The following is a 25,795-nucleotide window of genomic DNA, read 5'->3' as shown; positions in this document are numbered from 1 at the left end:
CGTGAAACTACAGCTGCACCTCCCGTCGGTCCAGCACAATCTGCTGGACGTCCAGGTAGCCCGACTGGAAGCCGGCGCGCGAGTAGCAGAGGTAGAACAGCCACATCCGCTGGAACACGGCGTCAAAGCCGAGCTCCGCCACCTCGCGGGAGCGGGAAAGGAACCGTTCCTCCCACAGCCGCAGGGTGGCGGCGTAGTGGTCGCCCATGCCCATCCGCTCCCGCACCCGGAGGGTGGTGTGCTGCTGGGTCACGCCCTCGATGGCCCGGACGGACGGCAGGAAACCGCCGGGGAAGATGTACTTGTGCACCCAGGTGTAGGCGTTGCGGGTGGCCAGCATCCGCCCGTGCGGCATGGTGATCGCCTGGATGGCCACCTTTCCGCCCGGGGCCAGGACGCGGTCGATCGTCTGGAAGTAGATGGGCCAGTACTCGTACCCCACTGCCTCGATCATCTCGACCGACACCACGGCGTCGTACTCCCCTTCCACCGCACGGTAGTCCTGAAGGGCGACTGTCACGCGGTCCGCGAACCCGGCAGCCGCAATGCGTTCCTGCGCCAGTGCCTGCTGCTCGCTGGACAGCGTGACGCTGTAGACGGTGGCGCCCCGGGCAGCGGCCCGCAGGGCAAGCTCGCCCCAGCCGGTGCCGATTTCCAGCAGCCGGGTGCCTTCCCCCACGCCGGCCTTGTCCAGGAGGCGGTCGATCTTGGCCTGCTGGGCCTCCGCCAGGGAATCCCAGGCCGCCGAGGACAGGGGGCCGGCCTGCTCCGGAAACCAGGCTGAGGAGTAGCTCATGGTGGAGTCCAGGAAGTTGGAGAACAGCTCGTTGGACAGGTCGTAGTGCCGGGAGATGTTGCTGCGGGTGTTCTGTTCGGCGTTGCGTTCCTGGCGGGGCGTCCGCGGCAGGTACAGCGAGCGCAGCTTCTGCAGCGGCATGGGGATGAGTGTGTCCACGGAGGCGGCGAAGACTTCAAGCACCGCGGCCAGGTCCGAGGCCTCCCAGTCACCGGCCATGAAGGATTCGCCCAGGCCGATCAGCCCGTTGTCGCCGATGCGGGCCTCAAACGCCGCGGGCCGCAGCATGGTCATGACGGGGGCCTCCGGTCCACCCGTTCCCAGGACCGAACCGTCCGGGTATTCAACGCGCAGCGGCAGGCGCTTGACCGCGCCCCTGAACAGCAGGCCGGCAGCTTTCCCGGCCACCTCGGCCTTAACGCCCGACGGCGGCTGGGCAACACCGGGCCAGAGTTCAGGATCGATGGTGGCGGGCGCAGCGGGGACACCGCCTGCGGTCCAGGCTGCGGGGGTGTGCGCGGCGGACGCCCGGTGGGCCTTGTTGTCGACGGAAGCCGTTCCGTTGTCGTCAGTCATTGTCATTGAACTGCCTCCTGTGAAGGGTGATGTGGTCTGGCAACGACGGGCAGGCGTCTTGCCCAGAGTTTAATGCCCTGGACCCGGATCAGGGCGGATACCAGCAGCGGCGCGGCAGGGACGGTCAAAGCCGCGGCGAGGACGTTGGAAACGGTGGCTGGCCTGCGCCGGCCGTCCATGGTGGCCACGAAGGGGCGCTGCCCTTCACGCTCCAGGACGATAGACACCGCAAGCCTGTCCCCGGGCGCGGGGAGCTTCATCCGGTACTGCCCGTCGACGTCGTTGAAAGGGGAAACGTAGAACGCCTTCGGCACCGAGGCGCGGCCGCTGGGGTCGGTTCGCAGCAGGTAGCAGTGCCGCTCCCCGTAGGTGTTGTGGACCTCGGCCACTACACACTGGAGCTCGCCTGTGGAGCGGTAGCACCAGAACAACGTGAGGGGATTGAAGACGTAGCCAAAAACCCTGGCGCTGGTCAGCATGTGGATGGCGCCGCCGTCGGGCTCGATGCCCTGGGTCCGCAGGTACCGCTCCACGTTGGAACGGATGCCGGCGTCCGGGTCGCCCAGGTGGTCCCCGGCGCGGAACACCGCCAGGGGCCGGAGCAGGAAGGGCAGTCGGGGAAGATCATCGACGTCCACGAACCAGCTGTAGCTCCGGTAGGTGAACGCGTTCTTCAACGGGGTACGCCGCACGTGCGAAATGGATGTGCGGTAGATCGAGGCCTCCATGGTCACGCGGGTTCTGCCGACAGCAGTTCCCGCTCCCCCTCGCCGGTGGAGTCCACGGAATCGGCGGCCCGGGCAACCGGCCAGGCACGCCCCAGCTTCTCCGCAGCGCGTACCCCGGAGAGGGCGCCGTCCTCGTGGAAGCCCCAGCCAAGGTACGCCCCGGCGTACGCGATCCGGCTGTCGCTTAGCGCCGCGATGGCCTGCTGGGCCCTGAGGGACTCAGGCGTGTACTGCGGGTGTTCATACACCATCCGTTCCAGCACCGCGCTGTCGGAGATCAGCCCGGACTCACCCAGGCTCACCAGGTAGGGCCGGCCGTCCGCCGGCTCGAGCCGCTGCAGCCGGGTAAGGTCGTAGCTCACCAGCACCTTGTCCGGGCGCGCGTCGCAGGCGGGGAGCCGGTAGTTCCAGGACGCCTTGGCGTTGTCCGCCGCGGGCAGGACCGCGGGGTCCCGGTGGAACACGGTGTGGTTGACCGAGTAGGGCATCCCGCCGAGCGCCTCCTTCTCCTCCGGCGTGGCGTCGGCCAGGAACCCGAGCGCCTGCGCCGGATGGGTGGCGATCACGACGGCGTCAAAGTCTTCCAGCCCGCCAGCCGTTGCCAGCTCCACACCATCGGGCTGCCGCCGGATGGCGGTCACGGGAGTGTTCAGGCGGACGTCGGGGAGCGTGGCGGCAAGCTTTTCGACGTACCGTGCCGAGCCGCCGGTCACGGTGCGCCACTGCGGTGAGCCCTTGATGCCCAGCATGCCGTGGTGGCCCAGGAACGTGAAAAGGTAGCGGGCCGGATAAGCCAGGGCGGTGGTGGGATCGCAGGACCAGACGGCACTGACAACCGGGGTCATGAAGTGGGAAATGAAATACGGGCTGAACTTCTCCCGCTCCAGGAACTCGCCCAGCGTCAGCTCGGGGACGTCAACTTCGTCGCTGACGGCCGACGGCGGCGCCGACCTGAGCAGCTCCCTCGCCTTCCGGTAAAAGCGGGTAACCTCCAGCAGCATCAGCAGGTAGCGGCCGCGCAGCAGGCTGGAGGGCCTGGCAATGATTCCGCGGGCACCGTCACGGGCGCCGGCGTATTCCAGTCCGCAGCCATCGCAGCGGACGGACATGCTCATCTCGGAGTCCTGGGTTTCGACGCCGAGTTCGGCGAACAACCGCAGCAGGGTGGGATAGGTCCGTTCGTTGTGCACGATGAACCCCGTGTCCACGCCAATGACGCTCCCACCGGCCTGTGGCAGGTCATGGGTATCGGCATGGCCGCCCAGCCGTGAATCCGACTCAAACAGGGTGACGTCGTCCTGCCTGTTCAGTACATAGGCGGCCGTCAATCCGGCCACTCCGCTGCCGATCACGGCTATGCGCCGCCGGCCGCCTGCACTTACTGCTGGGTCAAGTGACACTTCATGCTCCTCTGCTGAACATTTGCCGCTGTGCTGGTTATACAGACGGCAATTCGGCGCGGCCGCGGCGGCGGATGGGTGCAGTACTGTGAACTGGTGGTAAATCCCGTGCACCTGAAGACCCTCCTGGAGGTCACGCGGCTGGGCTCGTTCGCTGCGGCGGCCGCAACCCTCGGCTACACGGCCTCCGCCGTCTCGCAGCAGATGTCGGCATTGGAGCGGGAAACGGGCGTCACCCTCTTCCAGCGTTCGGCGCGCGCCGTGATCCCTACGGAAGCCGCCGTCGTCATGACCCGGCACGCCGCGAAGGTGCTCACGGACATCGAAGCCCTGATGGCCGCCGCGTCACGGACGCAGGACACTGGAAGCCAGGAACTGCGGCTGGGGATCTTTCCCAGCCTTGCCACGTACGTCCTGCCGCGGATCCTCAAGAATCCGGCGTGGAAGAAGCTCGGCATCGACCTGCGGGTCTCGGTGGCAGAACCCGGCCAGACCATCCAGGGGCTGCGCACCGGCGGTGACCTGGACCTGGCCGTGGTGTTCCAGGTGGGCCAGACCGGCTTCGCGTGGCCCAACACGATAAACCGGCAGTGGATCGGCGACGACGACTTCAGGGTGGTGCTGCCTGCCGCCTGGGGCTTCCGGGCCGACGCGAAGGTGGCGGCCGACCACCTGTCGGAAATGCCCTGGATCATGCATCATCCCGGCACCAGCGACGCCATGGTGATCGAGCGCCTCTTCGCCGGCTGCAACCTGCATCCGAGGGTGGTGGCGCACAGCGATGATTTTCACGCCAGCCTTGAGATGGCAGCTGCCGGCCTGGGCGCTGCCCTGGTGCCGGAACTGGCGCTGCGGAACAAACCCGCAGGCGTGGTGGTACTGGACGTACCGGAAATCCGGCTGGCGCGGAACGTGTTTGCGCTGCTGATCAATGACCGGAAAACTGCCCGCGTGCAGCTTTTCGTTGACCTGCTGGCCGAAACCCTCGCAGGGATGCGCACCGCGGTGAATTAGGCCGGAACGCTGGAATGGTCTGCCCTTCGGGTCTATGTTGAGACTATGAACAAGGTAGCGAGCCAGCACTTTGGGGAGATTGAGCTCAACCACGGCATGGATCATCTCTTCGCCGCCAAGCATGAGCTGCGCGGCCATCCGCTGGAACTCGACCTGAACATCAACGCCCACGACCAGTTCGATGAAGCCGCGCTGCGCAAAGTCGAGTACCGGCTTCGCTTCCTGCCCGAACTGGTGGACGAAGTCCGGGACATGATTGCTGAAGAGCTGGAGCAGGAGGGCACCAGCCCGCAGGAGTACCTGCACTTCCACTGCAACGCGCTCAAGGAAGAACAGCTGCACAAGGTGTTCGGTGTCCAGGACCGGAGCCAGCTCACCAACGAAGTGTTCCTCAAGGCCCTGAAGCTGGGCCACGTGGCCATCTACCCCGGCCAGCCGGAACGGTACTTCGTTTTGGATTTCACCCTCGGGGAGCATTTCACCGACGAGGTCCTGGTGGCTTCCGCTGACCAGGACGGCGTGGTGGACGACGAGATCGTCTGGGAGTCATAAATCGATTGGTCCATAAATGCCGTTATGGGTGCTCATAACGGCAGTTATGGAGCAATCGATGATGGTTGAAGCACGACGGCGGGCGGGCCATGGAAACGGTTGACGGCAGGCGCAGGAGCTGGCGGTTGGCTGCGTCCCTCCTCATTGCCGGCGTGGCGGTCTCGATTGTTGCCGGCCTGTTCCACGCAGAGTCCCACGACGCCAATGACCACGTTGCCTCGTTCACCGCGTACGCCAACAGCGGTCCCTGGACCGCGGTCCATCTGGGCCAGTTCCTGGGCATGGCCCTGGTGTGCGCCGGGCTGGTGTCACTCTGGACCGCCGTTGATGTCAGCCGGCACGCCCTGGCATGGACCGCGCGTTTCGGTGTACTTTCCGCCGCGGCCGCCCTGGCCCTTTATGCTGCCCTGCAGGCGGTGGACGGCGTGGCCCTGAAGCAGGCGGTGGATGCGTGGCTCGCTGCGCCGGAGCCGGAGAAGGCGGCGCGGTTCGCCACGGCGGAAGGCATCCGGTGGCTGGAATGGGGAATGCGGAGCTACCAAAACTTCATGCTGGGCACCGCACTGGTGCTTTTCGGGATCGTGGTCGCCGGGACGCACCACGTTTCCCGGGTGATCGGCTACCTCATGGCGCTGTCCGGGCTGGCCTACCTGGCACAGGGCTGGATCATTGGAGCGTCGGGATTCTCCGCTGCCAACTCGCTGCCCACGCTGGTGGGCATTGTGGCAATCGTGGCCTGGACTGTATGGCTGTTCGTCAGCGCCCTGAGGATGAAAGAGACGACGACGGCGGGCCACCCTAGGTGACCCGCCGGCGTCGCGCGCTGTCTTACTTGGCTGTTTCCAGCAGGCCGGCGCGGACCGCCTGGGTGGCCTTGACCAGGTTCCGCAGGGACTCTTCCGTCTCGGCGTAGCCACGGGTCTTCAGGCCGCAGTCCGGGTTGACCCACAGCTGGCGGGTGGGGACGTGCTTGACGGCGGTGCGGAGCAGCTCAGTGACTTCCTGCTCGCCGGGGACGCGCGGCGAGTGGATGTCGTAGACCCCCGGGCCGACGCCGCGGCCAAAGCCGTGGGCCTCGAGGTCGTGGACAACCTCCATGCGGGACCGGGCAGCCTCGATGGAGGTGACGTCGGCGTCCAGGCCGTCGATGGCATCGATGATCACGCCGAACTCCGAGTAGCAGAGGTGGGTGTGGATCTGGGTGGAATCGGCGGCACCGGCGGTGGCCAGTCGGAAGGAGTCCACGGACCACTTCAGGTACCCGGCCTGGTCTGCCTTGCGCAGCGGCAGCAGTTCGCGCAGGGCGGGCTCGTCCACCTGGATGACCTTGATGCCGGCGGCCTCGAGGTCGGCGATCTCGTCGCGCAGCGCCAGGCCCACCTGGTTGGCGGTTTCGCCCAGGGGCTGGTCGTCACGGACGAAGGACCAGGCCAGGATGGTGACCGGACCGGTGAGCATGCCCTTCATCGGCTTGCTGGTCAGGGACTGCGCGTACTCCGCCCACTTGACCGTGATGGGGGCGCTGCGGGTGACGTCGCCCCAGAGGATGGACGGGCGGGTGCAGCGGGAGCCGTAGGACTGGACCCAGCCGTGGACCGTGACGTCGAAGCCTTCAAGGTTCTCGGCGAAGTACTGGACCATGTCGTTGCGCTCGGGCTCGCCGTGCACCAGGACGTCGTAGCCAAGCTCTTCCTGCAGGTCCACCACACGCTTGATCTCGTCCTTCATGAGCTGCTCGTACTGCTCATCACTCAGCTCGCCCTTGATATTGCGGGCACGGGCCGAGCGGATCCCGGACGTCTGCGGGAAGGACCCGATGGTGGTGGTGGGCAGCGGCGGCAGGTGCAGCGCCTCTGCCTGGGCTGCTTCACGGACCGCGTAGTCGGAGCGGGTGAAGTCGTCTGCGGTGAGGGCTTCGGTGCGGGCGCGGACCTCCGCGCGGCGGACGCCTTCGGCGGTGGCGCGGGACGCGATGACGGCGGTTGCCTCGTCGATCGCGGCCTTGGCGGAGGCAGGGTCCGCCAGGTAGGAGGCCAAGGTTGTGACCTCCGCGGCTTTCTGGTCGGAGAATGCCAGCCAGCTGCGGAGCTGCGCGGGCAGCTGGGTTTCCTCGGCAACGTCGTGCGGGACGTGCTGGGTGGAGGTGGACGTGGAGACTGCCACCTTTCCGGCGGCGGCCTTCAGTTCGTCCAGCTTTGCGGCGGATGCGGCGAGGTCGTTGCGCCAGATGTTGTGGCCGTCCACGACGCCGGCAACCAGGGTCTTGCTGCCCAGGCCAGCGAGTGCGGCAGCGGACGGAACGGCGCCCTTGAAGACGTCGATGTGCAGCGCGTCGATGTTGGTGGCAGCCAGGGTGCCGAGCTGGCCGTCGAGTGAACCGTATGGAGTGGACACGAGGATCTGCGGGCGGTGGGCAGCAGCGGTCAGGACCTCGTAGGCGCGGGCAACGGCAGCTTCCACCTCTTTGGCCGGGGTGTCCTGGTCGACCACCAGGGCCGGCTCGTCGAGCTGGACCCAGCCGGCGCCGGCGGCGGCCAGCTTGTCAAGCAGCTGGACGTACACCGGCAGGATGTCCTCGAGGCGGGACAGCGGCGCGAAGCCGGCCGGGGCGTCGTCGGAAGCCTTGGACAGCAGCAGGTAGGTGACCGGGCCGACGATGTACGGGCGGGTCTCGATGCCGTTGGCCAGGGCGAAGGCGAACTCGTCGACCTTGGCGGTGGAGGCCAAGGTGAATTCGGTTTCGGGGCCGATCTCCGGCACCAGGTAGTGGTAGTTCGTGTCGAACCACTTTGTCATCTCCAGCGGCTGCTGGTCCTTGGTGCCGCGGGCCAGGGTGAAGTAGCCGTCGATGTCCAGCTGCCCGTCAGCGTTGAGGAGCTTGCCAAAGCGGGCGGGCACGGCGCCCAGGTGGGCGGTGGTGTCCAGGACCTGGTCGTAATAGGAGAACGTACCGGGAACCGCCGCGGCTTCGGTCAGGCCGAGTTCCTGCAGCCGCTTGGCGATGGCCAGCTGGATGTCCTTGGCTGCAGCGTCAAGGGCGGCGGCGTCGATCCTGCCGGCCCAGTAGGCTTCGACGGCCTTCTTGAGCTCGCGGCGGCGGCCGATGCGGGGGTAGCCCAGAAGGGAGGCGGAGGGGAAGGGGGTGTTGTTTTCAGGCATGGCAATAGTCCTCAGGTCGGAGGTAGGTCAGAAAGGGCGTGGCAGTGCTGTCTAGCGTGGAGCAGTGCTGTTTTGCGTGCAGGGTTGCCGGTCAGACGGCCAGCTGGGGCCGGGCGACGGCACTTCGGGCGTGGCTGCTGCGGTTATGGCGCGGCAAGGCCAGCTTGTCCAGGACTTCGAGCGCACTCTGGTGCTCGTTGAACGTGTAGAGGTGGATGCCGGGGGCTCCGGCATCCAGGGCAGCATTGGCCAGGTCAACGGTGGCGTCGACGCCGATGTGGAGCCGTTCAATGTCATTGTCGGCGGCCGCGAGGCGTTCCATCAGTTTCGGCGAGGGTTCCACTCCCGCCAGCTCCCCCAGCCTGTTGAGACGGCGGAGGCTGGTGAACGGCATGACGCCGGGGATGATGGGAATGGTCACGCCGGCACGCCGCGCACGGGTGAGCAGGTCCTCGTACTGCGCGGCTTCGAAGAACACCTGGGTGATGGCGAAGTCTGCACCGGAACGCTGCTTGGCGAGCAGCACTTCGACGTCGTGGTCCTCGCTGGGTGACTCCGGATGGCGGGTGGGGTACGCCGCCACGCCAACCGCGATCTTGCCGGCGCACAGCAGGGCCGAACGGCGCTGCTCCACCCGGCGGATGAGGTCGATCAAGTCCTGGGCGTACCGCAGGGATCCGTCTGCCGGTCGGCCGCCGTCCTTGGGGAGATCGCCGCGCAGGGCAAGGATGCCGCGCACCCCGATGTCCAGCAATTCGGCGATGATTCCAGCGAGTTCCTGCGGGGTGTTGCCCACACAGGTCAGGTGCGCCAGCGGCCGCAGCGTGGTTTCGACAAGGAGCCGGTTGATGAGCTCCAGGGCGGTGTCCCGGTTCGATCCGCTGGCGCCGTAGGTCACGGAGACGTAGTCGGGCGCAGTGGTCTCCAGCTCCCGGATGGTGGTCCAGAGGGTCTCCGCTGCCGCGGGCGAACGCGGCGGGAACAGCTCGTAGGAGAGCGCCACCGGGGCGGTGTCGGCTAGTTGGGGATGTGCGTCAATAAGGCTTGGTGGTGACATTTGCGTCCTTGGCTTTGGGCCATTGGGGGTGCCTGCCTGGAGAGACGGACAACCGGCAATGAATTTGAGTTTGGGGAACACGGAGGGACTCCACGAGGACGCAGCCGCGACTGTTACGCCTGTAATGAAGTAGTCCGTGAGCAAATGTCAGGCCCACATGGGGGCACCCACACCCTCCGAAGAGGATCGCTGACACGTTACCGCGGTAACTTGTATAAGACTCTAGGGGTGCCGCAGGGCCCCGGACAAGTCGGCTCCGAATTAAGACGCAGTTTTACGGGTTGTTTCTTGCGGCGACAGAATTTTCTTCGCCCGCACCTGTCCTGCCGGCGCCCGTTCCTACCAGGGCCGGTCGGGAGTGGTCCGATCGGAGCCGTCCAGGTACTCCTCCCGTTCACGCCCGCTGTTCCGCTCGCGCTCGGCCTGCCGGGCGCTGTCCTGCAGCTGGTCCAACTGGTTTTGCCGTGTGTCACCGGAGGTGTCCGCGGACGGCTCCCCGGCCGGTGCAGATGCCTGGTCCGCAGGGTGTCCGGCGGCTTCGAGTTTGTTTTCCAGCCGCTCCCTGGCCTCCGCCAACCGGCCACCCGCTCCAGGATCCGCCTCCCCTGACAGGCAGATTTCCGGTGCCTGCCCGGCAACGTCCAGCGCTTGGCTGAAGAGGGGAACGGCCGACGCCGGGTCGCCGGCTTGGAGGCGCTGGTCACCCAGGCGCTCAATCACCAGGACCAGGTTCACCCGCACCGGGCATTCGTCACCGGAGCCGTCCGGGACCATCGTCAGTGACTGTTCAAACAGGGCTCTCGCCGTCCCGTCATCACCTGCCAGCACGGCAGCGTCACCGGCGGCGAACGGCGCCTTGTGCGGCTCCACCATGTTGGCTATCCCAAGGCCGCCGGCCGCCGTGCGCACCGCGGACGCGTTTCCTGCCTCGAAACCGGCGGCGGCCCGCTGGGCGAGCATGCCCAGGCTCAGGAGCTTGGCGGCAGCACACAGCACCAGGAGCACGGGCAGCGCGGACCACAGCAGCAGCCGGCGCCTGCGGACGTTGGCGTTCACCGTCCGCTCCCTTTCACAGGCGTGGGCCGGAGCCCGCGGAGCTGCCGGATAGTGCCCACCGCTTCCGGTAAGGCCAGCAGGAACGCGCCGGCGGCGAAGATCCAATAGAGTTCGCGGGCGGCTGACAGCGAACCGTCCTGATCCGAATGTTCCGGCTTGCCGGGATGTGCCTGCTGCAGCATGTCCGCCACCGGTGCGCCGGCGGCACGGTGGACGTAGGGCACGCCCAGCTGGGAGGCGATGTTCCGCAGCCGGCCCTCATCGATGACGGAGAGCGCGTCCCCGGAGCTGCCCGGCCGGGTGTCCTGCACATAGTCCGGCCGCGCCGGAGGAACGTTCCCGCCCTGTGTGCCGCCGCCGTCGGAAGGCTGCCCGGTGTTCTTCTTCATCCTCCCGCCGCCGGACGTCCCGTAACCCAGCACCGCTCCCCCGGCCACCAATCCGTCGTCGACCTTCATAGTGGCCGGCTCCTTTCCGCTGGTTTGCTCGCCATCGCCCAGGTAGTACACCAGCCTGGGCCGGTCGGGCTGGCTGTCGCGGGCAGCGGCCAACCGCTCGGACAGCACCTGGTTGGCCGCGGTGATGCTGCTGCCCCTGGCGTACGCGGTCACCTGCGGTTCAATGACGTCCGTGATGGTTTCCAAAGCCAGGGTGTCGGTGCTGAGCGGCATCCGGACGTGCGCCGTGGTGTCGAAGGTGATCACGGAAAAGCGGGCACCGGGCAGCTCTTCGGCGATGGCCTTGATGTCCTTGCGGACACCCTCCAGCCGCGGAGCCCCGTTGCCGTAATCCTCGGCCACCATGCTGGGGGTGGTGTCCACCACAAAGAACACGTTCAGGTCGGCGGTGGCAGCCTGCACGGAGCCGCCGGGCAGGCTGGGCCGCAGGGCTGCTGCCAGGAGCAACAGGACAATGGTCGCCCGCCGCAGCCACGCCCTTCTGCGCAGGGGTGTCCGCTGCAGGCGCCACAGGACTGCGCACAGGACCACCCCGGACAACAGGGCAACACCCAGCGGCAGTCCCGGAACTTCCGAGAACACGGCCCGTGGCGCGCCCTGGATCGCTGTTGTTTCGGTTTGCTCCACGGCGGCAACGATGCCGGGCACTAAGTCGGGACTGTCCAGGGCATAGTACGCACCGCCGGTGGACTCCGCGGCAGCCCGCAACTGGGCGCCGGGCTGGCCGGGACCGCTGCCATAGTCCAGGTCGCCCGGGTTCAGTGCGTAGACGTGTACTGACCGCTCCTTGGCCATCTGCGCGGCCTGGTCCAGGGTCATGATCGGCTCGCCGGAAAGGAAGTTGTCCGTGGCCATCACCACGGACCGCGAGCGCGCCGGGATGCTGCCGCCGTCTGTGGCCTCGCCGGCTGCCCTGGGAGGCCTGCCGGTTAAGCCGGGGAAACTGTTGAGGCAGGATGCCAGGCCGTCCCCGATCAGTGAGGATCCCCTGCCGTTCCATGTGCCGTCCAGGAAGCCGGAGCTGCCGGGCTTGCCGTCGAAGGCGTCCTTGGCGTCCTGGAGCTGCTCCTGGGCGTAGGCATAGTCGTCGGTCAGCGGAAACACCTGGATGGCGCTGCTGTCGAAGATGGTCAGGCCGATCCGCTCGCCGTCGAACTTTTTCGCCAGGCCGGCGAAGACGTCCACTACGGCGGCGTCGGCACTGCTCATGGAGCCGGAGGCGTCCAGGCACAGCATGATGTCCCGGTTGTGCTGCTCCGGCCGGATGGTGGTCACGTCAGCGGGCCGCGCTGCCGCCACGGCCGTGGAGACCAGCAGCACGGCGCAGGCGGTGCCGGCCGCTGCCAGCCAGCGGCGGTGCCGCCGGAGGGCTGCCTGGTATGCCGGGAGCGCGGTGAGCCTGTCGGCGTGTGCCACGGGCCGTCGTCGTGCGTTGGCCCCCCGGTTCCTGCGCAGCCCAACCCATGCCGCCACCCCCGCGGCAACTGCGGCCAGCGGCAGCAGCCACCAAAACATCAGCTCCACGTCCGCACCGCCTCGGACGCTTTTGCTGCCGACGCAGCCACGGACGGCAACGGGCCTGGACCGAATTCGGCAGGGTACAGGGCCTCGATGACACGGGCCGCCGCAGGAAGCGGGTGCCGGGCCAGGTCCTGGTGCGTCATTCTGGTGGCATCGACTCCCGTGGCGTCCCGGACGAACGCGCGCAGCAGGAGGCTGATCTCCTGGTGAGCTGCACGTGCCTCAATGTTTCCCGCCGCCGCCTCCCGGTCCACATCATGGATGCGCTGCAGGTACGCCGCCTTGAGTGCAGGCAGCTCCGTCAGGGCGGACCGGGAGCCGGCGCTGCCGGGTTTGGTGCGTGGAGCCGGGCGGGTGGTGGCAAGCACGAAGACGTACCACCCTGCCACCAGGACCAGCAGTGCCGCGCCGCACCATAGCCAGGCGGGGCTGTACTGCAGCGGGCCGTAGAATCCGGAATCAGCCCCCACGCCTGTGCCTCTCCAGGAGGGCAAACAGGCCGGTGATGACGTCCCCGCTGCCGGCCACTTCCCCCTCCGTGATCCCGGCGGTGCGCAACATGGCCTTGCGGCCAGCGTCGCGTTCCACTGCGGCTTTGGCATAGGCAGCCGCCACCGCGGCAGACGTGGCCGGCTGCCAGGCCAGGAAGGAGGAATCGGCCACGCTGTAGGAGTCCCGGCCGGTGTTTGGGCTTGCCCCGGCCACGGGTGGGGGCACCAGCTCCGCGTCCCTGACCGTCAGCCACAGGATCTCGTGCTGGGCGCGCAGCCTGCGCAGGAGCCGGCCGGTGCCAGCGTCCGCTGCCAACTCGTCAGCGACGACGAAGAGCAGGTGGCGGCCTTTGACATTCCGCGCCACATAGTCCAGCTGGTCCTGGATCCTGCTGGCGGCCGATTCCAGGGCGGTGTGGGTGTCCACGTGCTGCAGCAGCCGTTCCAGGTGGGCCTCCCCGCTCTTCGCCGGGAACGAGCGGGTGGCCGCTGAATCGCCGCACACCAGCCCCACCACGTCGCCGTGCCGGTGGGCCACGTAGCCCAGGACGCCGAGGGACAACACGGCGATGTCTTTTTTCACTTCCCCGGACCGCGCCTCCGCCGCCATGTTGCGGCCCGTGTCGGTGACGAGGAGGACAGTCTGGCGGCGGACAGCCACGTACCGCCGGATCAGGGGCGAGCCGTGGCGTGCCGACGCCTTCCAGTCGATATCGCGGACCTCGTCACCGGGCACGTAGGCGCGCAGGTCATCGAAGTCCAGGCTGCGGCCCCTGAACACGGAACCATATTCGCCGTCGAGCATGCCGCGGGCTTTGCGGCGCGCGAAGATGGCCATCTTCGATTTCACGCCCTGGAGGAGGCTGGCCATGCGGGGTCAGGGGGTCTGGACGGCGGCCACGACGGCGTCGATCACCGATTCCACCGGGACCTGCTGGGCCACAGCGTCAAAGTTCAGGATGAGCCGGTGCCGCAGCACGCGGTGGGCCAGCGACCTGACGTCCTCGGGGATGACATGGTCCCTGCCGTTCAGCAGCGCCACCGCACGGGCTGCCTGGCTGAAGGCGATGCTGGCACGGGGGCTGGCGCCGAACTCGATGAACCCTGCAAGCCTGGCATCAATGTATTGGGACGCGTTCCGGGTCACGTACACCAGCCCCACGATGTAGTTGATGACCGCCGGATCGATGTAGACGCGCGTGGCCAGTTCCTGGATTTCGGTGACCGCATCCAGGGAGGCGGCCGCCGCGGGCTTCTGTCCAGGCGTATAGACACCGGCGTCGATCCTCCGGATGATCTCGGCCTCTTCGGCGGGACTGGGGTAGTCCAGCACGTCCTTGAGCATGAACCGGTCCATCTGTGCTTCGGGCAACTGGTAGGTGCCCTCCTGCTCAATGGGGTTCTGGGTGGCCAGGACCAGGAACGGTGAGGGCAAGCGGTAGTCCTGCCCTCCGATCGACGTCTGGCGTTCCTGCATCGCCTCCAGCATGGCGCTCTGGGTCTTGGCGCTGGAGCGGTTGATTTCATCCAGCAGCACGATGTTGGCGTGGACCGGGCCGAGCTGGGTGTGGAAGGTGCCCTTGGCGGCGTCGTAGATCTGGGTTCCCACGATGTCGCTGGGCAGCAGGTCCGGGGTGCACTGGATCCGGCGGAAGTCCCCGCTGACGGCGTCGGCCAGGGTTTGCGCGGCTGTGGTCTTGGCCAGCCCCGGGACGCTCTCCAGCAGGATGTGGCCGCCGGTCAGCAGGCCCACCAGCAATGATTCCCGCAGCCGGGACTGCCCCACCACTTTCGCGTCGAAACTGCGCGAAATGTTGGCGGCCACCTGCTGCACCCTGGCCAGCTCCGCAGGTTGGATTCTTGCGGGCACGCTGGTCGAAAGCACTGGTTTCCCCCTGATGACGGTGTTGGGCGCACGGGCCGGACGTGTCCCGTTCGCCATCCTATCCAAGCCGCAGGTTTTGGGCCCGGCAATGGGCACCCCTCCCCATGAGGAGGCCGCGGGTCTATTCTGTTGCCATGATTGAGCTTCCAGCCAGTTACAAGGAATATCTCGCCGACAAGAGCCAGATGGTCATCGACACAGTCAGGCCCGTCCTGATGCAGTCCGCGGCCGAAAAACTGCACGGCGTCCGCGTGGTCAATAACCCCACCGGGCACCAGGCCCACCTGGACGATACCCTCCCCTTCGGCGTGGTGCTCGAGGATATCGACTAACCCCTGACAGCTCCCGACAGGGCCAGCGAGTTGCCGGAACCGCGCGACACGATGGCGTAAAGGGCCAGGACCGGAACCGAATAGAGGATCGAGAATGCGGCCAGCTGGCCGTAGGCAACTGCCCCGTGCTGGCCGAAGAAGCTGAAGATCGAAACTGCTGCCGGCTGGCTTCCCTCGGAGAGCAGGAGCACGAACGGGACGAAGAAGTTCCCCCAGGCCTGGATGAACACGAAGATGAACACCACGCCCAGGCCCGGGCCCATGAGGGGAAGCACGATCGAACGCAGGCCGGCCAGCCTGGAGGCGCCGTCCACCCATGCCGCTTCCTCCAGGGCCAGCGGTACCGCGTCCATGAAGTTCCTGGTCATCCAGATCGCCATGGGCAAACTGGTGGCGGCCAGGAAAAGCACCGTCGCGGGCAGGGAGTCCAGCAGCCGGAGCTGCACGAACAGGCCGTAGACCGGCACCATGATGGCGGTGATGGGCAGGCAGGTCCCGAAGAGGATGCCGTACATGAACGGGGTATTGAAGCGGGACCGGTAGCGGGACAGCGGGTACGCGGCAAGCACGGCGGCTGCCAGTGTCACCACCCCTGTCCCGGCGGACAGCACCAGGCTGTTCCACAGTGGCCGGAACAGCAATTCCGGCGTGAGGACGGCGGCGAAATTGTCCAGGCCGGGCTGCCGCGGGATCTTGACCGCGTGCCCGGCCGCAGGGTCCAGTGAACCGAGGACCAGCCAGAGCAGGGGCAGCAGGAAGCAGGCGCCAACCAGCAGCAGCACCATGTCCGCCCAGGTGCTGCGGGCCTGTTTGTGCGGGGCGGTCACGGCCGCTGCTCCCTCAGGAGGCGGAGATAGATTGCCCCGAACACGGCCCCGATGAGGATCAGGACCGTGGCGACGGCGGTGCCGTAGCCGATGTCCCCGAATTTGAAGGCCTCCTGGTAGGCCAGGACAGGCAGTGTGGTACTGGCGTTGGCAGGGCCGCCGGCGGTCATGACCCAGATCAGGGTGAAGACAGCCAGGGTCTGCAGCGTGACCAGCATCAGGTTGGTGGCAATGCTGCCGCGGATGACCGGCAGCGTGATGAACGCCAGCCGCTGCCAGGCACCGGCGCCGTCCATCTGCGCGGCCTCGGTCAGCTCGCCGGGGACACCACTTAGTGCGGACCGGTACACGAGCATGGAAAAGGCAGTGCCGCGCCAGACGTTCGCCAGGACCACCGCTGCCATGGGAACGGCATACAGCCAGTCTGTTCCTGCCAGCCCCAACCCGCCCAGCAGCTGGTTCAGCGTCCCGTCCCGGCTGAAGAAGGCGTAGGCCGCGAACGCCGCCACGATTTCCGGCAGGACCCAGGCGGCCACGACGGCGGTGCCAACGGTTGCGGAGACCACGGGACGCGCACGCCGCATCAGGACGGCAAGGGCCAGTCCCAGCACGTTCTGGCCCAGGATCGCCGAACCGGCAACGAACAGGACGGTCAGCGCGAGCGACAGCGGAAGGACCGGGTCCTGCAGCAGCCGCTGGTAGTTGTCCAGGCCCACCCACTCCGGGTTCTTCGCGTGCCGGCCGGTAAGTCCGGCGTTGGTGAGCGAGGCGTGGAAGGCCCACAGCACGGGGCCGGCGAGGAACACGAGCAGGAGCACGACGGCAGGCACGACCGGCACGTAGCCGAGCACATGCCGTGTGCGGTGGCTGGCCCGCACGCTTACTTCCGGATGGTTTTGTCGCCGCCCACTATGCCGGCCACGGCCGTGTCATAGTCGGCGGCCGCCTGCTCCGGAGTCCTGGTGCGGGTAATCACGGCTTCGGTGGCTTCCTGCACGGCAGCGGAGATCCGTGGATAGTCGGATGTTGCGGGCCGGTACCTGGTGACCGCCACCAGGCCGGACACATCCTTCACGAACGGGTTGCCGGACTGGTAGCCGGGGTCCGCGGCGACGTCGGTGCGCACGGCGATTTGCGAGCTGGCCATCGTGAACGCCAGGGAGTTCTTCGCGTTGAGGGCTGTGGTCAGGAAGTTGAAGGCGAGATCGGGCTGCTTGGTCTCAGCGCCAACGGCCAGGGTCCACCCTCCGGACATGCTGACCGCGCCGGGGGCCCTCCCGTCCTGGGTGGGGAACGGCGCCACGGCCATGTCCTGGCCGTACTCAGGCCAGGCGTAGCTTCCGCCGTCCTGCCAGAACGACGGCGCGTAGGAGCCTTCCACGGTTGCGCCGAGTTTTGCCTTGGGGAACCACTCCCCGAACACCTTCTTCCAGATGTTCGGGTCAAGGGCTTCGGCCGGAGCGACGGCCAGGTTCTCCCCATACAGCGTGTCGAGGAAGGCCAGCGAATCCTTGAAGCCGGCCGAACCGACGACCCACTTTTTCGAATCCTGGTCATAGAGGCCGGCTCCGGTGCCGTACAGGAGCTCGTAGAAGCCCTGCATGACGCTTCCTTCACCGGTGCCCTTGCCGGCATACATGTTGAAGGGAACCACGTCCGGCTGGGAGGCTTTGATCTTCCTGGCGGTGTCCAGGATGTCCTGCCAGCTCGACGGGCGCCACGGGAGGCCAATGCCGGCAGCGGCAAAGACCTTCTTGCTGTACCAAATGGCCCGCGTGTCGGTGCCCAGCGGCACCGCGTACGTCCCGCCGTCGTCCGCTTTCCCCGCTTCCTTGGCGCCGGCGTCGAACTTGGCCCAATCCCCCCACCCCGACAGGCGGCTGTCCAGGTTCAGGAGGTAGCCGGCGTCCACGTCGGAGCGGACCTTGAAGGTGTCTTCGTAGAAGACGTCAGGGGCGGTGGAGGGCGACCGCAGGGCCAGGGCCAGCTTGGTCCCGTAGTCGTCGTCGTTGGCCTGGATGGGCTGCAGCTCGATGGTGACGCCCTGGTTCGCGGCCTCGAATTCCTTCTTCGCGTCCTGGAACATGCTGTCCAGGGCCGTGAACGAGTCCGTTTTCTGGTAGGCCACCTTAATGGTCTTGCTTCCACCCGACGGGTCGGCAGGCGTGCAGGCTGTGAGGACCAGGACTGCGGCGGCCACCAGTGATGCTGTCTTGGATATCCGGCGTAACATGTCGCACTCAGCTTTCCAACAGGAGCCGCTGGGCCCGGGGAGCGAGGGTATGTTCAAGGACCAGCGACGCTGCGCCGATGGCTCCCACGTCCTCCCCCACTCCTGTGCCCACAACCTCGATGGGATGGATCAGGCGGGCGGCGCTGTTGGCATCCAGCAGCGGCGGGACCAGCTCGAGGTAGCGCTGCGACAGGCAGGTCCAGAAGGGCCCGCCGAAGACCACCCGCTCGACATCAAGGGTGTTGGTGACCACTGAGACGGCCCGGGCAACCAGGGCGGCAGACTTGTCCAGGATGGCAGCAGCCCGTTCATCCCCTGCATAGGCTCGTCCGCACAGCTCAGTGAAGCTCTGCTGGATTTCCGCGGCGCTCCTGGCCTGCGCACCCTCCAGGATTCCCGCGGCCTCCGCTTGCGCCACCAGCACCTGAGGGATGCACGAGGACTTCACGCAGCCCCGCTGGCCGCAGTCGCACGGTGCACCGTCCGGGTCCACGATGATGTGGCCGATTTCGCCGGCGTTGCCCGACGTGCCGCGGACCACTTCATCGTTCAGGACGATCCCGCAGCCGATGCCGGTCCCCATGTACATGAACACGAAACTGCCGGCTCCGCTGGGGCCGCCTGCCCACGTTTCCGCCACCGCGGCGCTGGTCACATCCTTGTCCACCAGCACGGAGTAGCCGGTGGCCTTGGCCAGTGCGTCCCGCAGTTCCACCCTGTCCCACCCGGGAAGCAGCGGCGGGTCCACCACGGTGCCGTGGTCCAGGTCGATGGGACCGGGCGCGGCCACTCCCAGCCCTGCAATCCGGCCGCGGTCCACGCCCGAATCTTCGACGAGCTGGGCAAGTTCCGCGGCGATGGTGGCGATAACGGCGGCGGGATCGTTTCCGCCGGGGGTCTTGATCCGTGAGTGCCGCACCACCGCGCCCACGAGATCCAGCACCACGAAAGTTGTCACGGCCGGGTCCAGGTGCACGCCAAGGGCGTACATGCCGCCGGGATTCAGGCGGAGGATGGTGCGCGGCTTGCCGGGGCCGCTGCCCTCCTTGCCGGCCTCAACGATCAGGTTCTGGTCCAGCAGGCGGCGGGAAATGTTCGAGATGGTCTGGGGCGACAGGCCAACGATCTGGGCGAGTTCCACCCGGCTCAGCCCGCCCGATGTCCTGCGGATTGCGTCGAGGATGACGGTGAGGTTGAAGTCCCCCATCCTGGGCAAGTTGGTTCCGCGTCTCGGAGAGGATTGGCGGATCTCAGACACTGTGTCCCCTAAACGTCTTCGGCTACCTGGCGGTCGTGATGCTTTGAATCGTACGTTAAGCATGCCTCCCCGCCCATACGTGCGGGGAGCGGCGCGGCGGATGTCGTGGCTGGTGAAGGGGATGGAACGGTCAGCGGGAGCTGCGCGTGCTGCGGGTGACCGTGAACTTCGGGTTCCTGCCCTCCACCACGGTGGGTCCTACATACCGCTCCAGGGCCGGCAGGTAGGCCAGGTGCCGGTTGTAGACGGTCCACAGCTCGCCCCCGGGAGCCAGGACGCGTCCGGCCGCTTCAATCATCTTCATCCCTGCCCCTGCATGGACGCCGGCACCGACGTGGAAGGGCGGGTTCAGCAGGACGGCATCGACGGCGCCGTCGGGGAACGTGCTGAGCGCATCGTCCTGCAGCACGGTGATCCGGTCCGCCAGTCCATTCGCGCCGGCGGTGGCCAGCGTGGACTGCACGGCGGCGGCCGACTGGTCCGTTGCCGTCACGGCAGCGGCGGGGAACTGCCTGGCATACATTGCGGCGAGGATCCCGGTGCCGCAGCCCAGGTCCACGGCGTGCCGCGCCGGCTTCATCGCCGGCAGGAACGTCAGCAGGAAGCGCGTGCCGATGTCCAGCCTGGCGCCGGCGAAAACAGCGCCGTGCGCCGCTACGTCCAGGTCCAGCTCGTCAAGGTGCTCCACCACAGGAAAGCGCGGGGAGTCCGTAGCGGGTTTGGGGCCGGCGGCGAGGAGAACCCGCGATTTTTGCCGCGCGAGCTGGGGCTGCACGGAAACGAAGTACCGCTCCAGGACCGCGTTCATGCCCAGTGACATGTGCTTCACCCGGCCACCTGCCAGCAGCCGGACATCCGGTACGGCATACCGGGCCACCGCGGCCGCAATCTCCTCCAGCTCCGCGAGGGTCTTGGGGAGCTGAAGCAAAACCGTGTCCGCTCCCGCCAACAATTCAGGGCCCAGGGGCAGCTGGACGAAACCGGGCCCGGCGCCGTCGGTACCGGCTGCCTCTGCCAGGGCGGCTGCATTGAGCCGCAATGCCCTTTCACCTGTGATGAGATCCTGGTGCACCCGCAGCGGCCCGGGGGCAAGTACCGCGGAAGCGCCGAGCGTCAGTGCGCCGTAGCGGTCTCCGATCACGGCCACCGTGCTGCCCGACCTGCCCAGCTGCATTGCCGTCTCCAGCAGCAGCCGGTCAGTGGCGTCCCAGGCCTGCAGGTTGGGCGCCTCCACATCGGGCCGCCGGCGCAGCGCGTGGAAAATGTCGTCCAGGGTGTCTGCTGCCACCGGTGTCCTGCCGCCTTCTGTTGCCTTTGCCGGCCCCGGTTCCCGGGGCATCAACCCCACGTTACCTGTTCCGCCACCGTCCTGATTCCAGGCAGTTTGAGGATGGCGGCCACCGCTGCGCGGCCGGCCCGGTTGGCGCCAATGGTGGACGACGACGGGCCGTACCCCACCAGGTGGACGCGCGGCTCGGCTGCCACTTGCGTCCCGTCCATGGCAATTCCGCCGCCGGGTCCCCGCAGGTGAAGCGGCGCAAGGTGTTCCAGTTCCGCCCGGAAGCCGGTGGCCCAGAGGATGACGTCGGCCCTCAGCAGGCTGCCGTCGGCGCGGCGGACGCCCTCGGGTTCGATGGAGGTGAACATCGGCTGCCGGTCCAAGGCGCCCCTCTCCCTGGCGGCGCGCAGCGCGGGTGTCCAGATAAGGCCCGTTGCCGACACCACGCTTAGCGGCGGCAGTCCTTTGCGGACGCGCTCCTCCACCAATGCCACCGCATCATGGCCGGCCTTGGCGTCGAAGGGGGCATCCCGCCAGACCGGTTCCCTGCGGGTGAACCAGCTGGTGGTGGTGACCCGGGAAATTTCGTCCAGCAGCCCGACGGCGGAAATGCCGCCGCCCACCACGATCACATGCTTGCCGCGGAACTCGTCTGCTGAGACGTAATCGGCCACGTGGAGCTGCCGGCCGCGGAACGTCGACTGCCCAGGGTAGATGGGCCAGAACGGACGGGTCCATGTTCCCGTGGCGTTGATGAGTGCCTTGGCGCTCCAGTCGCCGTCGGAAGTTTCGATCCGCAGCTGCCCGGCAGGATTGCTGTCTTCGCGCCTGACGGCGCGCACCCTGACGGGCCGGTGGACGGGGAGGCCCAATTCAGTCTCATAGCTTCCGAAATAGCGGCTCAGGAACTGGGAACTGGGCTCCGCCGGATCCACGTCGGGTTTGGCGATACCCGGCAGGTCGCTGATCCCGTTGACTGTGGCCATGCGCAGGCTCTTCCAGCGGTGCCGCCACGCGCCTCCGGGACCTTCCTCGGCGTCGAGCACGGCAAAGTCCAGCCCCCGGCGCTGGAGATGGTACGCGGCCGACAGGCCTGCCTGGCCCGCCCCGATGACCACAACGTCGGTTCGCTCAGGAATCACCCCGCCAATGATAGTCGTGGAGGGCAGCGCGGCTTTAGGGTAGGCCCATGGAAACTGGAGGAGCCCCCGCACTGACCGGAACCGGACACACAGGCCACGCAGCACGGCTGGCAAGGGCCTTGGGGGTGGTGCTCGGAACGGAAGAGATACCGCTGCGGCTGCGGGCGTGGGACGGTTCGGAAGCCGGCCCCGCAGGTGCGCCGGTCCTGGAGTTCAAGTCCCGGAAGGCACTGCGGCGCGTGCTCTGGTCGCCGGGGCAGCTGGGCCTGAGCCGGGCGTACGTTGCAGGTGACATCGACGCCCCGGGCGATATCTTCGCAGCCTTCACGGCATTGAGTTCGGCCGGCAAGTTCGCCGAGCCCGGTCCGTTCCGCCCGCTTTCCGCCGGCGAGCTCTGGCTGCTGCTGCGCACCGCGGTCCGGCTCGGCGCCATTGGACCCAACCCCGCTCCGCCGCCCGAGGAGGCGCGCATTGCGAAGAAAGGCAGGATGCACTCCCGGGGCCGGGATTCGGCCGCCATCTCGCATCACTACGACGTGGGCAACGACTTTTATGCCCTGGTGCTTGGACGCTCCATGGTCTATTCCTGCGCCGTATGGCCGGACAACGGCGCGCCTGCCGGCGGCGGCCTGGACGACGGCCTGGACGACGGCCTGGATGACGGCCTGGACGGCGGCCTGGACGCAGCACAGGAGGCCAAGCTGGACCTGGTCTGCCGCAAGCTGGGCCTCCAGCCCGGAATGCGGGTCCTCGATGTGGGGTGCGGGTGGGGCAGCTTCGCGCTCCATGCAGCATCCAGGTACGGCGCAAGGGTGGTGGGCGTGACGCTGTCCACTGAGCAAGCCATCCTGGCCCGCAAGCGTGCAGCCGATGCTGGCCTCACGGACAGTGTGGAGATCCGGGTGCAGGATTACCGGGATGTGCAGGACGGGCCGTACGACGCCATCAGTTCCATCGGGATGTCAGAGCACGTGGGACGGGAACAAACCCCTGCCTACGCCGCGGCGCTCTTCGGGCTGCTCCGCCCCGGCGGGCGTTTGCTCAACCATGCCATCTCCTGGAACGCCGGGCCAACCAGCCCCGATCCGGACTCGTTCATCCCCCGGTATGTCTTTCCGGACGGCGAAATGATCAGCCTCGGCGAGATGGTGTCGGCCTTGGAAACCGCCCGGTTCGAAGTCCTCGACGTGGAGGCCCTTCGCCGCCACTACGCCCTGACCCTCCGGGCCTGGGTCAGGCGCCTGGAGCAGAACTGGGATGAAGCGGTGCAGCTGGCCGGGGAGGGCCGCGCCCGCGTGTGGCGGCTGTACATGACAGCCAGCGCCCTGGGATTCGAAAACGGCCTCACCGGAGTCAACCAGGTACTGGTGCGCCGGCCGGGCGGACAGGAACCTCCCCTGCGCCGCACCACTTGGGTGTGACGAAAGCGCCCTCCTGCCGGGACGTAACCCGGCAGGAGGGCGGCTTGGAACCCCGGGATCAGGCCACCGGGGACGGTCCGCCCGGCTGGGTGAAGTGCTGGGTCTTTTCGATCTGCACCACTTTCGGGTCCGTTTCGTCGGCAGCATAGTCCGTAGGCCGGGTGAGGTCCTCGCCGGTCCGGACCTTGAGGGCCCGCAGCACCAGGGTCAGCACGACGGCGACAACCAGGTTCAGCGCGAACGCCGACACCGCGATGTAGACACTGAAGTCAGTGCCCGGGATGGGCGCCACCGAACCGCCGAAATGGGCCTTGGTCACGGGGTTGACCACGTTGTAGGCGGAGACGGTTCCGAAGATAATGCCCACCGCCCAGCCCACCAGGAGGGCCCAACGGTCGAACCACCGGGTGTAGAGGCCCGCCACCACCGCGGGGAAGGTCTGCAGGATCCAGATGCCGCCCAGCAGCTGCATATTGATGGCCGCCGACTGGTCCATGGCGATTACGAAGACCAGGGCGCCCACCTTCACTACCAGGGAGACGATCTTGGAAACTTTCGCCTCGGTCCGGGGGTCGACGTCGGGGCGGATGAAGTCCCGGTAGATGTTGCGGGTGAACATGTTCGCTGCTGCGATGGACATGATCGCTGCCGGCACCAGGGCCCCGATGGCAATGGCTGCCAGTGCGATCCCGGCAAACCAGGCCGGGAAATGGTCAAGGAACAGCTGGGGAACCACCAGCTGCGGATTGACCGATCCGTCCAGGTCGATCGGCTTGGTACCCGCTTTGATGGCCACGAAACCCAGCAGCGCCAGGAAGCCGAGCATCAGCGAGTACAGCGGCAGGATGGCGGCATTGCGGCGGATGGTGTTGCGGGCCTTCGATGCCAGCACCGCCGTGACCGAGTGCGGGTACATGAACAGCGCCATGGCCGAGCCCAACGCCAGGGACCAGTAAGCGGAGTAGTTTGCCGCGCCGGGGACAAAGACGCCTGCCGGCTTGCCCGTTGCCTGGTTCACGGTGCCCAGCTTGGATTGGGCGGCGTCGAAGATGGTGTCCCAGCCACCGAATTTGATGGGCAGGTAGATGACGGCCACGATGACGGCCAGGTAGATCAGCAGGTCCTTTACGACGGCGATCATCGCCGGGGCGCGCAAGCCCGAGGTATAGGTGTAGGCAGCCAGGACCACGAAAGCCAGGATCAGCGGCAGGTCAGTCAGCAGGACGTTGTCGGAGCTCCCCAGGCCAAGGACGGTGAGCACCGCCTTGATCCCCACCAGTTGCAGCGCGATGTACGGCATGGTGGCGACGATGCCCGTCACGGCGACTGCCAGGGAGAGCCAGCGGCTGCCGTAGCGGCCGCCCACGAAGTCGGCTGAGGTGACGTAGCCATGGCGGTGGGATACGGACCACAAACGGCTCATGATGATGAAGATGATCGGATACAGGACGATCGTGTACGGCACGGCGAAGAAGCCGCTGACCGCGCCGGTGGCCCACATGGCCGCTGGCACAGCCACAAAGGTGTATGCGGTGTAGAGGTCCCCGCCCAACAGGAACCAGGTGATCCAGGTGCCGAAGCCGCGCCCGCCCAGGCCCCACTCATCCAGGCTGTGCAGTCCTTCCACTTCCGTACTCCGGCGCCACTTTGCCGCCAGGAAGCCCATCACGGCCACGACGACGAAGAGCAGCACCACAATGACCAAGGCGGTCCAGTTGATTTCGCGTCCGTTCATGGCCGGTCCCCTCCCAACCCGGCACCGGCGGAGCCGGCGCCTGCCCGGGGCGGCCCCCCGGCACGGACCTCTGCCCGCCGTCGTCGGTCTTCCTTGGTGACCAGCCAGTAAGCAGAGCCGGTCAGTATTGCTGAAACCGGCACCCAGAGCAGCTGGTACCAGTAGAAGAACGGCAGCCCGCCCAGCCGCGGCGCGTCAAAGGCGTAGAGCTGGGGCATCAGGGGCAAGAGAATGGCGGCGGCAAGCAGGATCCCGGCGCCGATATAGGGAGCCGGCCTGGCCGGTCCGCGGATGGCGGTATCCCGGGTCAGGCGCGACTCTTCGGGAAAGGCTTCGCCATTGGTGCTGTAACCGTCTGCGTGGGACATCTGCGACCTCCTCGTCAGCCCGTCCCGCGGCCGCCGCCTTGGATGAAAGCAGTCCGGTGGCGGGACGATGTGCCCTCAATCACAGTTGTACCGCGCTTTGACCTGCGCCGGAAGACTTTTGCCCCACGAGCAGTTGCCGGTGGCAACAAAAAAGGGAACCATCACCTGGTGATGGTTCCCTTTTCCCGTGTACCGGTGGAGCTGAGGGGACTCGAACCCCTGACCCCCTGCATGCCATGCAGGTGCGCTACCAGCTGCGCCACAGCCCCGTACTACTTGTCTCTTCCGGTCGAATTCCCCGGAGCAACCTGACCAGAGTAATGCACTTTTCCGCTGGACGCCAATCGGCGGCCGGGCGGCGGTGCCCGGGGCACCCGCGGGGACGTGCAAACAAAAAAGTCCGCCGGAACCATGATGGTTCCGGCGGACTTACCGGTGGAGCTGAGGGGACTCGAACCCCTGACCCCCTGCATGCCATGCAGGTGCGCTACCAGCTGCGCCACAGCC

General features: G+C 67.2%; 23 protein-coding genes and 2 tRNA genes. 5 read left to right on the top strand and 20 right to left on the bottom strand.

The window, feature by feature from the left end; all coding sequences use genetic code 11:
- Positions 1-7 precede the first annotated feature (7 nt).
- The 3 genes from ACR65J_RS07810 to ACR65J_RS07800 are packed head-to-tail and all read right to left on the bottom strand — an operon-like array spanning position 8 to position 3,500.
- Positions 8-1,378, bottom strand: a complete 1,371-nt coding sequence (locus ACR65J_RS07810) for a class I SAM-dependent methyltransferase (protein WP_440167561.1) — start codon at positions 1,376-1,378, stop codon at positions 8-10.
- Positions 1,375-2,106: a DUF1365 domain-containing protein gene (locus ACR65J_RS07805; RefSeq protein WP_440167559.1), complete on the bottom strand. Its 732-nt coding sequence runs from the start codon at positions 2,104-2,106 to the stop codon at positions 1,375-1,377. The genes ACR65J_RS07810 and ACR65J_RS07805 overlap by 4 nt, the downstream gene beginning before the upstream one ends.
- Complete coding sequence (locus tag ACR65J_RS07800) at positions 2,103-3,500, bottom strand: NAD(P)/FAD-dependent oxidoreductase (protein ID WP_440167558.1); 1,398 nt, start codon at positions 3,498-3,500, stop codon at positions 2,103-2,105. The genes ACR65J_RS07805 and ACR65J_RS07800 overlap by 4 nt, the downstream gene beginning before the upstream one ends.
- Positions 3,501-3,596: 96 nt before the next feature.
- Here ACR65J_RS07800 and ACR65J_RS07795 point away from each other — a divergent pair, with 96 nt between their 5' ends.
- The 3 genes from ACR65J_RS07795 (at position 3,597) to ACR65J_RS07785 (ending at position 5,872) form a co-directional block, all read left to right on the top strand.
- Positions 3,597-4,514: a LysR family transcriptional regulator gene (locus ACR65J_RS07795; RefSeq protein WP_440168000.1), complete on the top strand. Its 918-nt coding sequence runs from the start codon at positions 3,597-3,599 to the stop codon at positions 4,512-4,514.
- A 45-nt stretch (positions 4,515-4,559) separates the two neighbouring features.
- On the top strand, positions 4,560-5,066 hold the full coding sequence (locus ACR65J_RS07790; protein WP_440167556.1) for a DUF2004 domain-containing protein: 507 nt from the start codon (positions 4,560-4,562) through the stop codon (positions 5,064-5,066).
- A 125-nt stretch (positions 5,067-5,191) separates the two neighbouring features.
- Positions 5,192-5,872, top strand: a complete 681-nt coding sequence (locus ACR65J_RS07785; RefSeq protein WP_440167554.1) for a hypothetical protein — start codon at positions 5,192-5,194, stop codon at positions 5,870-5,872.
- A 22-nt stretch (positions 5,873-5,894) separates the two neighbouring features.
- Here ACR65J_RS07785 and metE read toward each other — a convergent pair whose 3' ends face one another.
- The 7 genes from metE to ACR65J_RS07750 all read right to left on the bottom strand — a co-directional run bounded on the left by metE (position 5,895) and on the right by ACR65J_RS07750 (position 14,693).
- Complete coding sequence (gene metE, locus ACR65J_RS07780) at positions 5,895-8,225, bottom strand: 5-methyltetrahydropteroyltriglutamate--homocysteine S-methyltransferase (RefSeq protein WP_440167551.1); 2,331 nt, start codon at positions 8,223-8,225, stop codon at positions 5,895-5,897.
- Positions 8,226-8,316: 91 nt separating this feature from the next.
- Positions 8,317-9,282 (bottom strand): methylenetetrahydrofolate reductase, encoded by a 966-nt coding sequence (locus ACR65J_RS07775; protein WP_440167549.1) that lies wholly within the window; start codon positions 9,280-9,282, stop codon positions 8,317-8,319.
- A gap of 339 nt (positions 9,283-9,621) precedes the next feature.
- Positions 9,622-10,338 carry a hypothetical protein gene (locus ACR65J_RS07770; protein WP_440167547.1) on the bottom strand — a complete coding sequence of 239 codons (717 nt, stop codon included), beginning with the start codon at positions 10,336-10,338 and terminating at the stop codon, positions 9,622-9,624.
- Complete coding sequence (locus ACR65J_RS07765; RefSeq protein WP_440167999.1) at positions 10,335-12,311, bottom strand: VWA domain-containing protein; 1,977 nt, start codon at positions 12,309-12,311, stop codon at positions 10,335-10,337. Before ACR65J_RS07765 ends, ACR65J_RS07770 begins: the two co-directional genes overlap by 4 nt.
- Positions 12,311-12,787, bottom strand: a complete 477-nt coding sequence (locus ACR65J_RS07760) for a hypothetical protein (protein ID WP_440167546.1) — start codon at positions 12,785-12,787, stop codon at positions 12,311-12,313. Before ACR65J_RS07760 ends, ACR65J_RS07765 begins: the two co-directional genes overlap by 1 nt.
- Positions 12,777-13,679, bottom strand: a complete 903-nt coding sequence (locus ACR65J_RS07755) for a DUF58 domain-containing protein (protein ID WP_440167544.1) — start codon at positions 13,677-13,679, stop codon at positions 12,777-12,779. The genes ACR65J_RS07760 and ACR65J_RS07755 overlap by 11 nt, the downstream gene beginning before the upstream one ends.
- A 6-nt stretch (positions 13,680-13,685) precedes the next feature.
- Complete coding sequence (locus ACR65J_RS07750) at positions 13,686-14,693, bottom strand: AAA family ATPase (protein WP_440167542.1); 1,008 nt, start codon at positions 14,691-14,693, stop codon at positions 13,686-13,688.
- Between the two features lie 134 nt (positions 14,694-14,827).
- Here ACR65J_RS07750 and ACR65J_RS07745 point away from each other — a divergent pair, with 134 nt between their 5' ends.
- Positions 14,828-15,025, top strand: coding sequence for a hypothetical protein (locus ACR65J_RS07745; RefSeq protein ID WP_251046755.1), 198 nt, complete (start codon positions 14,828-14,830; stop codon positions 15,023-15,025).
- Here the strand turns inward: ACR65J_RS07745 and ACR65J_RS07740 are convergent.
- The 6 genes from ACR65J_RS07740 to ACR65J_RS07715 all read right to left on the bottom strand — a co-directional run bounded on the left by ACR65J_RS07740 (position 15,022) and on the right by ACR65J_RS07715 (position 21,764).
- Positions 15,022-15,810, bottom strand: a complete 789-nt coding sequence (locus ACR65J_RS07740) for a carbohydrate ABC transporter permease (protein WP_440167998.1) — start codon at positions 15,808-15,810, stop codon at positions 15,022-15,024. The genes ACR65J_RS07745 and ACR65J_RS07740 overlap by 4 nt on opposite strands.
- Before the next feature lie 38 nt (positions 15,811-15,848).
- Positions 15,849-16,730 (bottom strand): carbohydrate ABC transporter permease, encoded by an 882-nt coding sequence (locus ACR65J_RS07735; protein WP_440167541.1) that lies wholly within the window; start codon positions 16,728-16,730, stop codon positions 15,849-15,851.
- Between the two features lie 2 nt (positions 16,731-16,732).
- On the bottom strand, positions 16,733-18,085 hold the full coding sequence (locus ACR65J_RS07730; protein WP_440167539.1) for an extracellular solute-binding protein: 1,353 nt from the start codon (positions 18,083-18,085) through the stop codon (positions 16,733-16,735).
- A 7-nt stretch (positions 18,086-18,092) separates the two neighbouring features.
- Positions 18,093-19,292 (bottom strand): ROK family transcriptional regulator, encoded by a 1,200-nt coding sequence (locus tag ACR65J_RS07725; protein WP_440167538.1) that lies wholly within the window; start codon positions 19,290-19,292, stop codon positions 18,093-18,095.
- A gap of 181 nt (positions 19,293-19,473) precedes the next feature.
- Positions 19,474-20,682 (bottom strand): class I SAM-dependent methyltransferase, encoded by a 1,209-nt coding sequence (locus ACR65J_RS07720; RefSeq protein WP_440167536.1) that lies wholly within the window; start codon positions 20,680-20,682, stop codon positions 19,474-19,476.
- Positions 20,682-21,764: an FAD-dependent oxidoreductase gene (locus ACR65J_RS07715; RefSeq protein WP_440167534.1), complete on the bottom strand. Its 1,083-nt coding sequence runs from the start codon at positions 21,762-21,764 to the stop codon at positions 20,682-20,684. Before ACR65J_RS07715 ends, ACR65J_RS07720 begins: the two co-directional genes overlap by 1 nt.
- 47 nt (positions 21,765-21,811) lie before the next feature.
- On the opposite strand from ACR65J_RS07715, the gene ACR65J_RS07710 reads away from it, so the two are divergent.
- A complete protein-coding gene (locus tag ACR65J_RS07710) occupies positions 21,812-23,185 on the top strand; it encodes a class I SAM-dependent methyltransferase (RefSeq protein ID WP_440167533.1) in 1,374 nt (457 codons plus the stop codon).
- A gap of 58 nt (positions 23,186-23,243) precedes the next feature.
- Here the strand turns inward: ACR65J_RS07710 and mctP are convergent, their stop codons facing one another.
- From mctP to ACR65J_RS07690, 4 genes are all read right to left on the bottom strand, one after another.
- Positions 23,244-24,920: a monocarboxylate uptake permease MctP gene (gene mctP, locus ACR65J_RS07705; protein ID WP_440167531.1), complete on the bottom strand. Its 1,677-nt coding sequence runs from the start codon at positions 24,918-24,920 to the stop codon at positions 23,244-23,246.
- Positions 24,917-25,288, bottom strand: a complete 372-nt coding sequence (locus ACR65J_RS07700) for a DUF3311 domain-containing protein (protein WP_440167529.1) — start codon at positions 25,286-25,288, stop codon at positions 24,917-24,919. Before ACR65J_RS07700 ends, mctP begins: the two co-directional genes overlap by 4 nt.
- A gap of 196 nt (positions 25,289-25,484) precedes the next feature.
- Positions 25,485-25,557: transfer RNA gene (locus ACR65J_RS07695), tRNA-Ala, on the bottom strand.
- 167 nt (positions 25,558-25,724) lie between these two features.
- Positions 25,725-25,795: transfer RNA gene (locus tag ACR65J_RS07690), tRNA-Ala, on the bottom strand.

Source organism: Arthrobacter sp. SAFR-044 (assembly GCF_059414985.1).
Note: the sequence above shows the minus strand (reverse complement) of the source record. Positions and strands in the feature narration are given on the sequence as shown.

What these genes read in the sequence shown, in the direction of transcription:
- ACR65J_RS07810 (WP_440167561.1), bottom strand. Translation starts at nt 1,378, where the DNA reads ATGACAATGACTGACGACAACGGAACGGCTTCCGTCGACAACAAGGCC.
- ACR65J_RS07790 (WP_440167556.1), top strand. Translation starts at nt 4,560, where the DNA reads ATGAACAAGGTAGCGAGCCAGCACTTTGGGGAGATTGAGCTCAACCAC.
- metE (WP_440167551.1), bottom strand. Translation starts at nt 8,225, where the DNA reads ATGCCTGAAAACAACACCCCCTTCCCCTCCGCCTCCCTTCTGGGCTAC.
- ACR65J_RS07775 (WP_440167549.1), bottom strand. Translation starts at nt 9,282, where the DNA reads ATGTCACCACCAAGCCTTATTGACGCACATCCCCAACTAGCCGACACC.
- ACR65J_RS07765 (WP_440167999.1), bottom strand. Translation starts at nt 12,311, where the DNA reads ATGTTTTGGTGGCTGCTGCCGCTGGCCGCAGTTGCCGCGGGGGTGGCG.
- ACR65J_RS07755 (WP_440167544.1), bottom strand. Translation starts at nt 13,679, where the DNA reads ATGGCCAGCCTCCTCCAGGGCGTGAAATCGAAGATGGCCATCTTCGCG.
- ACR65J_RS07745 (WP_251046755.1), top strand. Translation starts at nt 14,828, where the DNA reads ATGATTGAGCTTCCAGCCAGTTACAAGGAATATCTCGCCGACAAGAGC.
- ACR65J_RS07740 (WP_440167998.1), bottom strand. Translation starts at nt 15,810, where the DNA reads ATGGTGCTGCTGCTGGTTGGCGCCTGCTTCCTGCTGCCCCTGCTCTGG.
- ACR65J_RS07730 (WP_440167539.1), bottom strand. Translation starts at nt 18,085, where the DNA reads ATGTTACGCCGGATATCCAAGACAGCATCACTGGTGGCCGCCGCAGTC.
- ACR65J_RS07725 (WP_440167538.1), bottom strand. Translation starts at nt 19,292, where the DNA reads ATGGGGGACTTCAACCTCACCGTCATCCTCGACGCAATCCGCAGGACA.
- ACR65J_RS07720 (WP_440167536.1), bottom strand. Translation starts at nt 20,682, where the DNA reads ATGCCCCGGGAACCGGGGCCGGCAAAGGCAACAGAAGGCGGCAGGACA.
- ACR65J_RS07710 (WP_440167533.1), top strand. Translation starts at nt 21,812, where the DNA reads ATGGAAACTGGAGGAGCCCCCGCACTGACCGGAACCGGACACACAGGC.
- mctP (WP_440167531.1), bottom strand. Translation starts at nt 24,920, where the DNA reads ATGAACGGACGCGAAATCAACTGGACCGCCTTGGTCATTGTGGTGCTG.
- ACR65J_RS07700 (WP_440167529.1), bottom strand. Translation starts at nt 25,288, where the DNA reads ATGTCCCACGCAGACGGTTACAGCACCAATGGCGAAGCCTTTCCCGAA.